Source organism: Tatumella sp. JGM118 (assembly GCF_018257515.1).
Taxonomy (GTDB): Bacteria; Pseudomonadota; Gammaproteobacteria; order Enterobacterales; family Enterobacteriaceae; genus Tatumella; species Tatumella terrea.
Genome location: NZ_JAERJR010000001.1, coordinates 278,338 through 294,485, shown reverse-complemented (window position 1 = coordinate 294,485; position 16,148 = coordinate 278,338). Strand labels below are relative to the sequence as shown.

Here is a 16,148-nt window from a genome sequence, read left to right as displayed (position 1 = left end):
CTTAGCGGGCCTTTTTGTCTCTTCTGTTGGCTTACATGGAGTAAGACAGCAGTACAGAGGTTTTACTGTCGGTACGATCCGGCGCAGATGACGGCGGATTGTTATTCCAGGTCAGGTCGTAGGCCAGTTTCAGAGAGAAGTGAGAATTGATCGCTACCTGTAAACCGGTTTCGGAGTTCAGAGTCGTATCATTCCCCAGTGTACTCAGTACGGACACACCCTGAATAAACTTCGTGGTATCCGTCAGCTGCCACTGGTAACTCAGTGCACCGTAAGCCAGTGCTTTCGTCTGGTGACCACCATCATGATAATCATCATAACGAACACCCGGACCCAATTCAGCACGCAGTGAATGCACCGGCCCGTTAAGGATCTGACGACCGTAACCGGCAGTCATCGTATCGCGGCTGTCGTAACCATTGAAACGGTCACTTAACCAGCTTGCCTGACCGAACAGATAGTCGCTGCTGTTCAGGTTATAACGTGAACGGCCACCCACGGTATAGGTTTCAGAAGAACGTTCATCGTTGGATGAGGTGTTCGACGCATTGCCCCACAGGCTGTATGCCATTGATTCCTGGTACCAGGTCATGTTGGTCTGGGCTGTCAGAGAAGAACTGGTGGTGTTACCACTCTGTGCCAGATAACCTGCAGAAGCCGAACCTTCAAAAGGCTTTTTTGCGGTAGAAGGATCATCCATCGAGGTAAATACTGAGTTATCAGCATATGCCTGCTGGGCGAACACACCGGCGGTAAGCAGCAGTGCTGCTGAGATTTTATTGAACGCTTTCATTGAAAAGACCTGTACTGACGACGTTGTTAATAGCTAAGTCTGAAAACTTTTAAATAGCGTTGAATGCCATTTACCCGAGTTTTGTAAAAAAGCATGTATTCGCTTTCCTTGTCAAAAAAAAGTGACAGGCCTTAGCGTGATTCAGATTGATCTGAACAGTAGCGGGTAATGATAGACGTGAATAAAAAAATAGAAAGCAAAATCACATAAAATGCCGGACGGAATGTATCAAAAGATGACGTTACTAACGTCCAGGTTAATGGCAGTAAATAAACTTAACGCTATCGTGGATAGTCTAAGTTTGCGGCCAGACAGAAAAAAGATCCCGGGTTGAGATCCCGCGGCTGGAAACTTCGACGAAATGCGGGTTACAATCTGAACACGCAGCGAAATTGAGGACAACACTATGTGGTCAGCCATTCATCGACTGTTAGAAGAGCAGCAAAGCGATTTTGCAGGAATATCTCATTATCATCAATGCCACGGGGGTGAGGTTAATCAGTCCTGGCAGATGGTGAGCGGCGATAAACACTATTTTATCAAATCCAATCATCGTGAGATGTTGCCCCGCTTTATCGAGGAAGCGGACCAACTGGCTTTGCTGGCCAGGACCGGATGTGTCAGAGTACCGGCAGTGTATGGCAGCGGAACCTCGCGGCATCATAGCTTTCTGATCCTTGAATATCTTCCCCCGGCACCGTTGAGTAAAGCTTCTGCTGCGTTACTGGGTGAGCAGCTCGCCAGACTCCATCAATGGAGTGAACAACCTAAGTTTGGTCTTGATTTTGATAATTCAGTGACACTGTCACCACAACCCAATAACTGGCAGAACCGCTGGTCCTCCTTCTTTCCGGAACAACGTATCGGCTGGCAGTTACAAATAGCCGCTGAGAAAAAGTTAACCTTTGGCGATACCGAACAGATTATTGCCAGTGTCGCCCGCTGTCTGGAAAATCACCACCCCGCACCGTCCTTATTGCATGGGGATCTCTGGCCCGGGCATTGTGCTGAAGCACATAATTCGCCCTGGCTGTTTAATCCGGCATGTTACTGGGGGGACAGAGAATGTGATCTGGCACTGTGGCAACCGGACAATGTATTAACCACCCCGCTGATTCAGGCTTATGAGAAAATCAGTCCCTTACCGGCAGGCTATGCAGACCGCCAGCCGGCTTACCGGCTGTACTATTTGCTGAATCGCGCCTGTGCATTCGGGGAACACTGGGTGGAAGAAGCGCAACAAGTCATTGATACCCTGTTGCGCGATTATCGTTGAGAGCGGGAATTCAGAAAAAGCCGGTGAGTCGCAGAGCAAAATAGCCGATAACAATCACAATCACCGGCAGAATGTACAATTGGAAGTACTGCCTGAAAATGGAGTGATTGTTCGTCTGTAACTTTTCGGTCAGTTGCTCACGGGTCAGCCCCCCGCTGTCTTTAGCGCGTTCCAGAATGAGCTGGTCATCGATGCTCTCTTTCATAAAGCGCGACTGTCGCCACATACGATCGCCCGAGGCCTGTAACGCCAGACCGACAAAGATCACAATATAAATAATCCAGAACAGGACATCAGCCTGAGTACCGAAGTCCGGTACCGGTGAGTTCTGCCATAAAAAGTTCAGGAACGGCGTGTTAAACTTAACCATGTTGATCATGACATGAATGAAATCAGTCAATACAGCATCAATGCCGGGTTGATTATCACTGTGGATGTACAAATAGTTCATGAGTGATACCAGTGTGGATATCACCGCGGGGATAAACAACAGCCAGCCGGCAACTTTTTTGCCGATGGCGATCCTGCCCGTTTGTTGGTAATTCATGCTCTCTCCTGCAGCGTGTTTTGTGATACAAGTCTACCTGCGCCCCGGCTATTTTTCCTGTTTTATACAGCTAAAATCATTATTCAGAAGATATTTCATACAACCGGACGCATAATTTTCATACTCCGGTTATTTTTTTGCAAAGTTTTAACCATTCACGGAGGGTTTTATGGCCTATCATCGCCCGGTCAAAGCAGCAATATTTGATATGGACGGATTGCTGATCAACTCTGAACCGTTCTGGCATCAGGCTGAACTGGATGTCTTCTCACGCGCAGGCATCGATATCAGCCTGCGTGACGCCTTACCTGAAACCACCGGATTACGTATCGACCAGGTGGTGAGGCTGTGGTTTGATGCAGGTAATATCCGCCATCTGGATGCTGAAGAGATGACACGGCTGATTATCGCCAGGGTGGCAGAGAAAATAGATCAGCAGCGCCCGCTGATGCCGGGTGTCCACGAAGCTCTGGAGATGTGTCGGGAGTGTGGGTTTAAAATCGGCCTCGCGTCTGCCTCCCCGCTGAGTTTAATTCAGAGCGTGCTTGAACTATTCTCTCTGCAGCCTTATTTCGACGCGGTCGCTTCCGCAGGCGAACTTCCCTACAGTAAACCCCATCCGCAGGTGTATCTGAATGCCGCCGCCGCGCTGGCGACAGATCCGTTACATTGTGTCGCCCTGGAGGACTCGCTGAACGGTATGATCGCTGCCAAAGCCGCCAGAATGCGCACGCTGGTCGTTCCTGCCACGGAAGAAGCTCATCTTCCGGTCTGGAGTCTGGCTCATGCCCGTCTTGACTCGCTGAATGATTTAACGCCGGATCTGCTGGGCTATCTGCCCGCTTCCCGCTAAGCCCGCGGCGGGGAGCCTCTGCTCCCCGCTGTCAGCACGGCTGAGGGTATCAATATCGCCTTGCACGGCTATCCGGGGGTGCTTCTGCCTCTCCGGACGAAGTTACCCGCATTCAGACCATTCCCGCCACTCAGGCCACTGACTCAGCCGATGTCTGAGCTAACGGATTTTCTGCCGGTTCCCTTGCAGCAATTTCTTCACGCGGCAGAGAGCCTCTGCTCCCCGCTGTCAGCCCGGCTGAGGGTATCAATATCGCCCTGCACGTCTATCCGGGGGGTGCTTCTGCCTCTCCGGACGAAGTTACCCGCATTCATACAATCTCCGCCACTCAGGCCACTGACTCAGCCGATGTCTGAGCTAAGGGATTTTCTGCCGGTTCCCTGACTCAATTTCTTTCCGCTAAGCCAGAGCGCCTATGGCTTTTTCCTGCTCTATGCACCGGGAGGACGAGAGTTTTCTTTGCCTGTGTCAATATCATTTATTATTTGTTACAGCGTCACATATACCTTTTCGCTGTATAAATCCCTATACTGTATACATTGACAGTTAATCAGGAAGTTGCAGGATATCTCATGACGGCCGAAGGCCATATTCTTTTCGCTGTTGCCAGCGCCATCATTGCAAAACGCAGCGATCTGACCCCCGTTATTGCCCACGCAGACTGGTGGCATTTACTGCCGGCAACATTACTTACGTGTCTGCTGCCGGACATTGATCACCCGTCCTCCCTGCTCGGCAGACGTTTACGCTGGATTTCAGTCCCGGTTTCCCGTGCATTCGGTCACCGGGGATTTACCCATAGCCTGATCGCTATCGTGGCAGGGTTATGGCTGTTACACCTGAAGTTACCGGAAGCTATGTGGCTGCCTGCCGACGTGATGCAGGGAATGGTGCTGGGGTATCTGAGCCACATTGTCGCCGATATGCTGACGCCTGCCGGAGTACCTCTGCTATGGCCCTGCCGCTGGCGGTTTCGCTTTCCGGTGTTGCAACCGCAAAAGAGTAATCTGCTGGAACGCTGGTTCTGTATCACATTGGTCGCCGGTGCCGTATTACTGCCGGGCCCTCTGACAAAACAGGTCGTCAGCACGACCGGCAGGCAGATTTATTCGACCGCTATCGACTGGCAAAAACAACTGACGCAGTCCCTGCATTAACCCCGGTGCGGCGGTAACGGGAAGGTAAAGTAAAGAAGTGCCAGCCCTCACCGGAAGGCCCGTTAAGAAAGCGTTAAATAGTGTAATGGAAGGCAAAATCCGGACAGTAACGCTTGAGTTTTCGGGTATCCGCACAGATCATCTGATCAGTTATTGTCGGAGATAGAATATGAAAAAAGTTATCCCATCTCTGCTGGCGTTAACCCTGATTATGCCGGGTATCGCGCTGGCTTACCCGCATGGTCCCGGCCCGGGCTTCGGTGGCCCGGGCCCTGATTTTGGCGGACCCGGATGGCGGGGTGGCCCGGGCCCGGGTGGCGGCGGTTTTCTGCCGGATTTAGCGACCGGAGTCCTGATAGGCGGCCTCACCTACTATCTGCTCAACGGTATTTATTATCAGCGTCAGGGGAATGACTATGTGGTGGTCAACCCGCCGCCACAGAGTACCCCGCAGCAACTGCAGGCGCTGGATTATAATGGTAAGCGTTATTACGTGCAGTCAGGCCATTATTATCAGCGTAATATTGACGGTGAGTATATCGAGGTTCCGCGACCTGACGGTTTGTAACCCAAAAGCATCAGGCCAATAAAAGGCCAGTCATCGGGCTATACTTCCCGTCAGTTAAGACAGGCATGATGGGGTAAACTCCCCCTGGCTGTGTTAAAAACCGTAATCATCCCTTAATAATTACGGTTTTTTTTATACTGCTCAGCCAGGCCACTGATGCTGCGCTTAATTTTTCACCGTAAGGATTTGCTGTTCTTTCTTGCCTGCGGTCCCCTGAAATTATTAGTCAATGCCTGGCTGATACCGGCATTGTGACATTGCAAACCGACCCCACTCCCTGGAAATGAGGGTCTGGTTCGTGACCGGCATCACAGTGTTCCACTCATTATCCGTAAACCCGTCACAGAGGCTGGGGTGTTACCCGGTTACGTTTAAAAAGACACGCAGCCTCTCTGCCTCATGGCTACCTGCAGGAACACAAGCATTGCCGGGTTGGCTTATGTTAATCGGCGATCATCTGCCACAACATTTTTTGAATTTCTTACCGCTGCCACACAAGCAAGGGGAATTCCTGGCGGTGTTATCACCGGGTCGTATTTCCCCGGCCAGAATCTGCATTAAAGCCTGTGCCGGGTAACCCATAGCCAGTAAGTCCTGCAACAGATTCATATCTCGCGTGATGTGCCGGAAGAAATGTTTATAGCCCGCACACAGGTAGTTATGGCCTGGTTTCCCTGACGGAGAGACGGAAAATCGGTGTTTAGGGCACCCCCCATGACAGACAAAACGGTAGTCGCATTGCTGACAATCACGGGTCAGTGTCTCTCTCTTTGCCAGTCCGAAAGCCATCGCCTGTTCACAGTGGTTAAGTACCCGGAGGTCCTGATGGTTAATATTTCCCAGCAAGTGCTCCGGATAGACAAAATGATCACAGTTATAAAGGTCACCATTGGATTCTAAAGCAAAGGCATGACCGCAGGTTTCGGCATGCACACATAATACCGGAGCCTGGCCACGCCAGGCCGCTATCGCCACATCGAACATCTGCACGGATACCTGACCGATATCCCGACGCACCCAGATATCAAATATCTGATTCAGAAATTCACCATATTGCCATGCAGGAACCGTCCAGGGTGCCAGCGATGCCCCACTTTCTCCCGGCATCACCAGCCGGAGAATAGCTGAACCCGGGGGGCTGATCCGTTCAACCAGAGGGATAAACTGAATATAACGGGAACCTGCTGTCAGTAAAAATTGGTACACCTCTGCAGCATGCCCGACATTATGTTTACCGACCACTGTCAGAGTATTAAACCTGACGTTGTGCTGTTGCAGAAGAGTCAGTGCTTTCATTACCCGTTCATGTGTGCCTTGCCCTGAACGGGTAACACGGTAGAGGTCATGCAGTGGCTGGGGACCATCAATGGAAAGACCTATCAGAAAATCGTGCTGCGCAAAAAAAGCGGCCCATTCGTCATTGATCAGCATACCGTTAGTTTGCAAAGCATGCTGAATCTGGCGACCTTCACCGTACTTATCACAGAGTTCAATAACCCGGCGGAAATAAGAAAGTCCCATCAGGGTGGGCTCCCCCCCCTGCCAGGCAAACAGCACCTGTTTACCACTCTGCGCGGCAATATACTGGCGTATAAAAGTTTCCAGTGTTTCATCGGACATTCGCCAGTTCTGTTTGCGCTCAGGGTACAGAGCTTCTTTTTCCAGATAAAAACAGTAACTGCAGTCAATATTACAGACAGAGCCAGTCGGCTTTGCCATCACGTGACAGCCGCTCAGTGTCATGGCAGAACTCCCTTTTCAGAACAATCGAGGCAGGCTATGTAGCATCAGGGCAAGGGCATTAAGCCCCAAAACACTGCATACCAGTCCTTTTAATATGAGTGAAGAGGACGAAAGCAGATGATTTTCACGGGATAGCGTGTTATGCCGGTGAAAAGCGCTAAACACTAGTCCCAGCGAGAATATTGCGGCAATGCTTCCCAGCGTCAGGCATACCCTGTCATCATGAACCAGCCCGCTTCGCATAATCAGCAGTGCCAGCACCAGGGAAGAGAATGCTGTCCGGTGCCAGGATAAGGCTGTGCGTTCTGGCTGAAGACCAGGATCTCTTTCGCCGACAATATTCACAACGCCACCAGCACAGCCAGGGTGAGCATGACGCCGGTTGAAAGTCCGCAACTGAGCCAGATAAGTGCATACGGGAAAGGTAGTTCGGAATCATTGCGCATGGCTCTCTCATTACGTACCCAGCGCCGGTAAGCGTAATAAGATAACCCTGCCGCCGTCAGACTAAGAGCAATCACCAGTGCACTACGAAAGAACTCCGGAGCAAGGCGAGGAGCTAACTGATCAATTCCAACCGCGGCCGCCATAAACGCCAGTGCCGTACGTATCCAGGCAAGGAATGTGCGTTCATTGGCCAGTGAAAAACGATAATCCGGTGGCGTTCCCTGCTTTTTCCACCTCATCGACTGTTCTCCACCCTATACTGGTAAAAGCGGGCGATATGGCGGGCAATAGTATATTCAACCAGTTCACCCTTTTCGTTGAAGCCTTTACGGGTTTTAATCAATAGCGGCTCTGAAGATGCCACGTTGAGAATATTACAGTCCTTTTCCGTTGCCATTTCTGCAGAGATGATATCCTGAAAGGCATCTATATTCTCACCTCTGGCTTCCAGAACGCTGTACAACCCATTAGTTATATCCTCCAGCGTCAAGGCCTCCAGTCGGGGTGTCAGCCAGATGTAATTCAACTGGGCAGGGACTTCATTCTGCCTGCAGATTGTTCGCGTCAGACACTGAAGCTTTTCACCCGATGTCAGACCAAAGGCTTCAGCCACAACCTCTGGTGGGAGGATAAATTCGAGTTTAAGATTTTTGCGATTAATGGGCACCTGCTGCTGTCCATCGACCAGACTCATTCGGGTTTTCACCCCCTGCTTTTCAGAGGTGCTGATGACCATCGTGCCGATACCGGCCTGCCGTTTCACCAGCCCCTTAGCAACCAGTTCTGCCAGTGCCCGCCGGGCCGTAATGCGACTGACGCCAAAACGTTCTTCAAACTCAGCTTCTGTGGGCAATACGTCATTTTTTTTGTACTCACCTGTTTTAAGTTTATGCAACAGGATGTCATACAGTTGAGCGTAAAGTGGTTTGGCACCACGTGTATAGTCAAGCTCTTGTTTCATAGCATAAACCGTCCTGTATAAAACACGCCCCTGTGCACAGGGGCGTGTTTCTCTAATTGAGTCGCATCTCTAAAGCCATTTTATAGAACACGCTCTGGTGCTGTTCTGCGGGAACCTCATCCAGCACAAACTGCCACAGGTTTTCCCGGTGCCAGTCTGCTTGTGCCTGTTGTTTCAGTTTCTGTGCCACCAGGGGTAGCTCGTGACTTTCCAGATATTGATGCAGGCAAACCATACCGTAGCGGATCTTCGGAGAATAGCGACTGTACTCCGGGAGGAGACCGGGATCACAGCCTAACAAAGGCGATCGATGTCCGGAAAAACCGTAACGTGACCAGAGCTCATCCGGGGCATCGGCTGCCAGTAATTCCCGCTCCATGGCAGTAAACAGACGCCCCGCGATGTTGATATCCTGACACAACTGCTCCTGATGCGGATCTTTTATCACGTCATAAAGGCGATGCCCGAAGCGATCGGCATCCCGGGTCATCACAGACTCTGCCGGGATTTTCATCACCTGGCAGCCTTTCGTAAAAGTGAAGCCCGGGTGCAAAGTCATCCCCTGAAGTTCTTTTGGGGTAAAGCGACGATTGATGCGTGTCGGCATCAGAGTGTATTCAAACAAATGATCAATCCCCTTTACAACGGGAGAGCGCATATACACATAACGACCGTCCGTGATATTCACATGACAGCCGTGATAGCCGAATAGAGCAAAATCACGAACAGGTGTATCATCCACAATGGCCGGTTTCAGCGAATGCCCCTGCATATCTGCGGGTTTATCAAGCCCAAAGTAATCCAGAATGGTCGCCGGGATATCAATCGTCTGTGCCAACGCCTGCCGGGATTCTCCTGCACCACCACATTGAGGATGCCAGATAAAGAAAGGGATATTCGCCACTTCGTTATACAAGGGCATGATGTTTTTACCCCACCATTCATGCTCACCCAGCAGGAAGCCATGATCGGTGTTGACGATAAGCAGGGTGTCTTTCCATAGGTCATAGTGGTCCATATGGTCCAGCACCTTACCCACATACTCGTCCACCATGGTCAGCAGCGCTTTGTAGTATTTCCGGATGATGCTTTGACGTTCTTCACTTTCAGTGACGAAGTAGTATGGCGGCCAGCCATCAAATACGGAGGGATCCTCAATGCCATACATTCTGAGGTATTTTTCAGGGACAAAGAATGGCTCATGCGGATCAAAACATTCCAGCTGTAAGAACCAGTTATCCGCCGCATGGTTAGTAGAAATGAACTCCAGCCCGCTGTTAATGGTTCGAGCCAGGTGATGATCTTCCTCGTTTGCCATAAACCTGACGTTGATTTGGTGTTGTGTACGACTGGTAATACGACGCTGTTTAATTTCCTCCGGTTCACCGGATTCATACTGATACTGCGGTTTGTCCACTACCCCCTTCCAGGCATCACCTTCCTGCCCGCGAATAAATTCATAGGTTGTATAGCGGGAGTGGTAGGTGGCCCCGCCATCACGCCAGTAGTGCTTGTGATCCGTCACCAAATGGGTATGGATCCCGTGTTTTTTCAGAATTTCCGGCATAGAGTCATCAAACGGCTCCAGCGGTGACCATGAACGATGCAGGAAGTTATAGCGCCCGGTATGGAGTTCCCGGCGGGCAGGCATGCAAGGCATGCTGCCGACGTAAAAGTGGTTAAAACGCACTGTCTTTTCTTTCAGGCGCTGAAAGTTTGGCGTGATGGCCGCATCACTGCCATACGCAGATAACATATGCTTATTCAGTGAATCGAACATCAACATAATGGCTTTCATACGAATTCTCCGTTATACGAAATCATACGTCTGTTCATGCGGGAAGGGCTTCTTTATCGTAGCCACGCAGTTTTCCGGTCACATACGTCAGGGCGAAAGCGATCGCACACCCTGTCAGCCAGGCCAGGACATATTGCAGGTATTTACCGTCTGCAATCAGCGGCAGCGCAGACAGACCAGCCGCTCCGACACCATTGGTCGTCACTCCAAGCAACACAACGATCATGCCGCCAAAACCTGCCCCGATGGATCCGGTAATAAATGCAAAACCTGCAGGAATATTAACCCCAAAAATCGTGGGCTCCCCTACCGCCAGAATCGACGTTGGAATAGCGCCTTTGGCGATGTTCCTCATCACCGGATCCCGGGTCAGCAGTAATACGGCTGTCGCTGCGCCCACCATTCCGGCATTGGACATGATTTGAATAGCGAACAGAGGGGCATGACCGGTGGCATTGATCATCTCAAGATGGATAGGGATAAGCCCCTGATGCAATCCCAATGAAATCAGGAACGGGAAAAGAGCTGCGAGAACAAAACCGGCGGCGAGCCCTCCCGTGGATAACAAGCCATTCATACCGTGCAGAATAGCATCGGACACCACACCTGCTGCCGGCATAATAATAAACAGCAGAGCACTGGCCATAATTGTCAGCACTATCGTCGGGGTCAGCACCACATCCAGTACATCAGGAATAACCCGGCGGATCTTACGTTCCAGCCAGCACATCAACCAGACGCAGAAAATCACGCCGATCAGTCCCCCCTGACCCGGTGTAAGGCCAAACTGCGTCAGTTGTGGCGCAATGGTAATGGCTCCCAGCAGGCCCCCCATAACAACTGTTCCCCCAAATTCTTTGGCTGCTGTTACGCCGGTATAAATCGGCAGAAAGCTGAACAGACCTTTGGAGACAATGTCAAAAAAGTGAATAACTCCCGTCAGATGACGCTGCTCAAGTATCACCTGAGCAGGGGATAAATCCCCTATAGCAGCAATCTGATGCATCATTGCATAGGACGTTGCAGAATTTACCAGCAAATTATTAATCCCCATCAGGATCCCGGCAGCAATCAGCGGGGGCAGGATGGGAACAAAAATATTGGCGATATGTTTAAGGATCTTTTTTACCGGCGTTTGCTTTTTCGCACTCTCCCGCGCGGCTTTAGCTTTCAGCCCGACATCCTCCGATGAGGGCGGTGAAGCTCCCCCCTTAAGCCGTTCGTTAATCAGAATGGTAACTTTCGAGGATTTTCCCGGCCCGACGATCACCTGAAGGGTGTCATCTTCCACCACGCCAAGGACACCTTCGATGGCTCGCAGAGCCTTCATGTCAACATTTTTCATATCGTGGATAGTCATGCGTACGCGGGTCATACAGTTCGTGACATGCCCCAGGTTCACCAGCCCACCACAGTGTTTTACTATGGTTTCAGCAACAAGGTTATAGTTCATTCCGAAGTCCTTTGAGGTAATGATCTCCCTATTGTTATAACAATATAATATTATTATTTATGTGCGTGTGGTCAAAATTTAAACATGGGCGTTTGCAGGATAATGTCCAGCGAGGGCCAGGTGATGCCCATCCCTACAACTTTTCGATCCCGATGGGAGAGGTTCTGAACGTTGCTGGCGGGTGGTTGGTTATTAAGATAATGAAAAGAGAAGTAACAGCGTTTTAGCCTTAGACGGAATGTTAACTTCAAAAAAAACTTAGCTGAATTCATTGGGAAGTTTCCTGCATCAATATACAATCAAACCAGCCAGGGGAATGATATGAAATTCAGGGACAGTGCATCCTGTAATGTCATCCACGATGCTACCCTCTGAATTAATGGCAGAATCTGCGTTTTTTCTCCATGAATAATGTGACTCACACATCTTCTCCATTACCCGACAGGCTACACATGATGTGTTTATCACAACTGCTTTAAATCCCCCCAATCAATCTCTATAGATATTTAGTAGCTAACGCCATTTACCGCATTGATAAATAATAATATATTTAACATCATGACGTTTATATCGAATTGATAATTTTCCGCTTGCAGATGTTAACCTGAAGATTTCTTTTTTATCCTGCCTGATTTTAATTGAACAATACTCTGGCCGTCCGGTATCGCCGATCATCTGACGCTCTGTGATATATTTATGACATACTCAGAGTGAAAATAACCGTCAGGACATTAACGAATGATTAAACACCATTATGATTCCGGGAATTGCCCTGTTCAGGCTGAGAGCTCTGAAATCAATGGAGTCCTCATCCTCCTGTTATTTCTACGGAGATTACGTACCTGTCACCACTGGCTGCACTTCCGGACCAAATTCATGAGTTAAAACGACTCATGTCATACCGCCTGAGCCAGTCAGCATATTCCTTAGCTGTTCCCCCGGACAGTATGCAAGAGAGTCAGTGACGATAATAGTCATGGCAGGGATTACTGTCTGCAGTTTCAGAGCCAGATAACTCCCTGTCTTATGGTTCACGGAAGTATTATCAGAAATTTTATTTTGAATTTTTCATTGAAGTATTTACTGATGTAAGCCTGATAAAAACCCCCTATTTGTGACCAGTCTTACTATATAGTTTCCCTGTAAGGGGTAACATAAAAATGAACCTGCGGTATTCTTAAGAGTTAATCACCCTCACTTCATCGTAAGGATAATTAAATATATAATCAACTCAGCCATTGATTTATCAATACCTAAGTGACAAAGGAGAAAGCCTTATCAGATAGTTTTTAAACGGCTCACCACCTCTTCATTATTAAAATAAACCCAATTCTCCTGTCATGAAAAGTATCTATGCACTATTCAAGCCACAGAATGGAGACGCATTACGTATTTCAGCTTATTCTCCTTAATACATTATTTTTTCAGATTAAATAAGGAATTATATTATGGCGATACCAACCCATATTGGACAACGGGATCCCGGAGATGGTACCTATAATCCCGGCCTCCAGACCAATATTCCCCCTGTCATCCGTGATAACGCGCTGTATGATTCTTTTATCTCGACGATTACCTCCGCAGATACCCTTGGTAGTGGTAACGAAAAATACCAACAAGATCTTTTCGGTCGCTCGCCAATGAGCGCTCTGTTGGGTTTCCGGAGTACAGGTGCAGAAATCACAGTCACAGTTTCATCCACTGATGAACCTACCGCACCCGCGATTACGCAAACGTGGTCAGATCTCGCGGCGGACCAAATCGTTGTCCTGCCTGTGCTGGGATTTCTTGCGCGGTCAAATATGACGACTGAATGTCAGGTTGTTGTCACCGATGGTGTAAACACCTTCCGGAAGGAGGTTACCCTGGCCGCTCTTCCGCCGGACGATTCTGATGGAGTTACGACCAATGGTTTCCCGAAAGTTCAGGTAATGACAACCGCCGGACAGAATGAAGTTAGCGATGACTTGTACTTCGTCATCCTCTCCGAACGCCGGGCTAATATCGCCTTCGACAGGTTGGCGAACGTCCGCTGGTATGTTCGTGCCGGCGATCCGGATGAAGACCCGGCTCTTTGGCTTCCCGTATTCAACACGGTACGACTCTCTGATGGAACGTTTATCGGCAGCGACGATCATCTGCAATACTACTATACACCTCCGGATTTGAAAGAGAATGAGCCGCCGGGGCTACGTGAACTCTGGCGTTTCGATGCGACCGGACGTGTTCATGGTATTTATTTCATTCGGGACAGAGCACACCATTCTCTTATTGAAGTGCCGGGAGAAAACGCATTGCTGTACGCCTCAGATTACATCAGTGCCCGCAATGCCGGTGAAGGTCCTGTGACTCCGGCGAATCAAGGCCCTTCCGGAGAAGACTGCATTGCGATCCTCGACCTTGGGACGGGATATGAAAAAGTTTACTATGACCTGCGTATTATTATGAACTTTTGGCGCCTTCCTGTACCGACCGATTTATCCGTTCCCTTTATTTACGACTGGATCCACATTAACCAGGTTTATCTTGATTCTGACACTCATTTGCTGATCGCGTCATGCCGGCATCAGAGTGCCATTATCGGGATCGAACGTGAGACCGGTTCGCTGCGTTTTATTTCGGCGCCCTCTGATGGTTGGGAAGCGAGTGAGTCAGGTATTCCTGTTACCGACTGGTCTAATCTTTTGCTCCATCCTGTTAATCCAGCCCCCAAAGGATCAGGTCATTCAACAGTTTCAGCACGGTCAGGCGATGAAAATAACGATTTCTGGACCTGGGGACAGCATAACGTTCGTGAGATTATCAAATCCACGTCCGATCCGGATATTATCCGGTTTTCGGTATTCAACAACGGAAATTATCGTACCCGGGATCAGTCTGAAGGTGTGGTGGCGTCGGCTAATGCGTCGCGTTGCTCCCGTTATGAAATCATGCTTAGTTCGAAGGAAATTAGTCTGCAGGCAACCTACGGTGAATCAGAACTCGGTCCTGCGGGCTACAGCTCTTTTGTTTCGACGGCTCATTTCTTTAACCACAATGATGATCCGGAACAACCCCGCCTGTTTGCGAACTTTGGCGGTATTATTTTCCAGGACAATGGCAGTGGCACAGATACCGGACTGCCGTTGACTTTGATGCCCGGCGAATCTGATCGACAAGATCCGCAGGAACAGGTGAACGGCACTTATCAGGGCAGAGTCATTCTGCAGGAAGTCGATCTCAATTCCCGTATGCCAGTGTTTGAGATCAGACTAACGTCCGGATCATTCAAGTACCCCGGAAGCGGAACCCTGCGACGGGCTGAACTTTACTGTTTCAGAGCATATAAAATGCCACTCTATCACTAGCAGGACTACAGCCACCTCCGGCAGCGCCGGAGGTTTTCCATATTCGCCTGTAAAGCTTTCAACCCCATAGCGTCCTGACAGGCACAACGTAATCTTACCTTTGCATTTTATGGCTCGTTAACCGGCTTCACTGAGAAAGTCGTGACTGTTTCTTTTCCATTTTTCTGTATGCTTGCCCTGCCGTACCCACATAATCTTCCCGGCACCCGCAGGATCTCCTGAACCCCATGCAGAGCCTTAGAACACCCTTCTTCTGCCGGCATCTTTACCTTTACCTGCCACACCTTTTCCAAAGGATGCTTCCGGTTATTCTTCGTTTCTTTCCATCGTCATTCTGTCTGCATAAGCCGGGGGCAATAACGGTTTAACTGTTACAGTGCCTTCGGGGATGCGTTTAGCGCTTCTCAGATTAATTAATGCCCTTTTAAGTTCCGGTGGAAATTCCCTTACAGGTAAGGTTTTTATTAATGGCCCGGCATTGAGAGCGCCACCCAGTCATGCAGGAGGCTGCGGATACAAAAAATCCGCAACCCTTGTGAGATTGCGGATTTTTGCAGGGCTGCCCGGAAGTTTAAGTACGACTTCACGGATAGGCTTCACCCCATGATGTCTGCCCGTTTTATCTCTGCAAAAGATCAGTTCGTTTGCGGAGCCTGAGGATCGGTGTCGTATTCGGTGCAGCTCTGGAAGCCGTAATTCATCACATGTCCGGTGTCGTTATAGCTGACAAAATACGTCAGCGGTTTACCTTCGCTTTGGCCAATGATGTAGGTATCACAGGTCCCGCGGGCATGGATCATGGTGATCACGGAAGCCGGTTGACCGCCGATATGGCGAACCTGGTCACGTGTCATTCCTTTTTTAACGTCTTTTACCACAGGTTTGGTGACATAGCTTTCTGCCTGATGATAAGTCGTACACCCGGAAAGAATGGCGATGGCAGCACCTGCTGCGATAAGTCCGGTGAATTTATGCATTATTTACCTCACTGTAATCGTAATACACAATAAAAAATCTGATGAACGGGTCAACTCACGCCTTTTAAGTGTAATAGGTAATAACGATAAAACAAATGGTTAGCATGGACTGAAACGTCTTAAACCGATATTCTCTTGGACAGCCCATCGCGGTAAACCAGCGCGCCTCAGGCCGATGACAGATATAATCTGTTAATTTTCATAATGATATTATTCAACGGAAACACC

General features: G+C 49.4%; 14 protein-coding genes. 5 read left to right on the top strand and 9 right to left on the bottom strand.

The genetic code is table 11. The annotated features are described in order from the left end of the window. Positions 1-31: 31 nt before the first annotated feature. Positions 32-793, bottom strand: a complete 762-nt coding sequence (locus JK223_RS01365) for a YdiY family protein (protein ID WP_212712422.1) — start codon at positions 791-793, stop codon at positions 32-34. Positions 794-1,199: 406 nt separating this feature from the next. On the opposite strand from JK223_RS01365, the gene JK223_RS01360 reads away from it, so the two are divergent. Continuing rightward, positions 1,200-2,069 carry a fructosamine kinase family protein gene (locus JK223_RS01360; protein WP_212712421.1) on the top strand — a complete coding sequence of 290 codons (870 nt, stop codon included), beginning with the start codon at positions 1,200-1,202 and terminating at the stop codon, positions 2,067-2,069. A gap of 10 nt (positions 2,070-2,079) precedes the next feature. Here JK223_RS01360 and JK223_RS01355 read toward each other — a convergent pair whose 3' ends face one another. Continuing rightward, a complete protein-coding gene (locus tag JK223_RS01355) occupies positions 2,080-2,616 on the bottom strand; it encodes a YniB family protein (RefSeq protein WP_212712420.1) in 537 nt (178 codons plus the stop codon). A 169-nt stretch (positions 2,617-2,785) separates the two neighbouring features. On the opposite strand from JK223_RS01355, the gene hxpB reads away from it, so the two are divergent. The 3 genes from hxpB to JK223_RS01340 all read left to right on the top strand — a co-directional run bounded on the left by hxpB (position 2,786) and on the right by JK223_RS01340 (position 5,194). Further along, entirely contained in the window at positions 2,786-3,469 is a 684-nt protein-coding gene (gene hxpB, locus JK223_RS01350; protein ID WP_212712419.1) for a hexitol phosphatase HxpB, read from the top strand. A gap of 572 nt (positions 3,470-4,041) precedes the next feature. Then, positions 4,042-4,626, top strand: coding sequence for a metal-dependent hydrolase (locus JK223_RS01345; RefSeq protein WP_212712418.1), 585 nt, complete (start codon positions 4,042-4,044; stop codon positions 4,624-4,626). A gap of 169 nt (positions 4,627-4,795) precedes the next feature. After that, on the top strand, positions 4,796-5,194 hold the full coding sequence (locus tag JK223_RS01340; RefSeq protein WP_212712417.1) for a DUF6515 family protein: 399 nt from the start codon (positions 4,796-4,798) through the stop codon (positions 5,192-5,194). Positions 5,195-5,647: 453 nt separating this feature from the next. Here the strand turns inward: JK223_RS01340 and JK223_RS01335 are convergent, their stop codons facing one another. The 6 genes from JK223_RS01335 to JK223_RS01310 are packed head-to-tail and all read right to left on the bottom strand — an operon-like array spanning position 5,648 to position 11,596. Then, positions 5,648-6,937 (bottom strand): anaerobic sulfatase maturase, encoded by a 1,290-nt coding sequence (locus tag JK223_RS01335; protein WP_212712416.1) that lies wholly within the window; start codon positions 6,935-6,937, stop codon positions 5,648-5,650. A 15-nt stretch (positions 6,938-6,952) separates the two neighbouring features. Beyond that, positions 6,953-7,282: a DUF202 domain-containing protein gene (locus tag JK223_RS01330; protein ID WP_212712415.1), complete on the bottom strand. Its 330-nt coding sequence runs from the start codon at positions 7,280-7,282 to the stop codon at positions 6,953-6,955. Further along, complete coding sequence (locus tag JK223_RS01325; RefSeq protein WP_212712414.1) at positions 7,279-7,623, bottom strand: YidH family protein; 345 nt, start codon at positions 7,621-7,623, stop codon at positions 7,279-7,281. The genes JK223_RS01330 and JK223_RS01325 overlap by 4 nt, the downstream gene beginning before the upstream one ends. Next, positions 7,620-8,345, bottom strand: coding sequence for a GntR family transcriptional regulator (locus JK223_RS01320; protein ID WP_212712413.1), 726 nt, complete (start codon positions 8,343-8,345; stop codon positions 7,620-7,622). The genes JK223_RS01325 and JK223_RS01320 overlap by 4 nt, the downstream gene beginning before the upstream one ends. Before the next feature lie 52 nt (positions 8,346-8,397). Then, entirely contained in the window at positions 8,398-10,143 is a 1,746-nt protein-coding gene (locus JK223_RS01315) for a sulfatase (RefSeq protein WP_212712412.1), read from the bottom strand. Positions 10,144-10,177: 34 nt separating this feature from the next. Beyond that, positions 10,178-11,596: a PTS transporter subunit EIIC gene (locus JK223_RS01310; RefSeq protein ID WP_212712411.1), complete on the bottom strand. Its 1,419-nt coding sequence runs from the start codon at positions 11,594-11,596 to the stop codon at positions 10,178-10,180. A gap of 1,448 nt (positions 11,597-13,044) precedes the next feature. On the opposite strand from JK223_RS01310, the gene JK223_RS01305 reads away from it, so the two are divergent. After that, positions 13,045-14,943: an aryl-sulfate sulfotransferase gene (locus JK223_RS01305; protein WP_212712410.1), complete on the top strand. Its 1,899-nt coding sequence runs from the start codon at positions 13,045-13,047 to the stop codon at positions 14,941-14,943. A gap of 635 nt (positions 14,944-15,578) precedes the next feature. Here the strand turns inward: JK223_RS01305 and osmE are convergent. Continuing rightward, the gene (gene osmE / locus JK223_RS01300; protein ID WP_212712409.1) at positions 15,579-15,920 is read right to left on the bottom strand and encodes an osmotically-inducible lipoprotein OsmE; all 342 of its coding nucleotides are present in this window, start codon (positions 15,918-15,920) and stop codon (positions 15,579-15,581) included. Between the last annotated feature and the right edge of the window lie 228 nt (positions 15,921-16,148).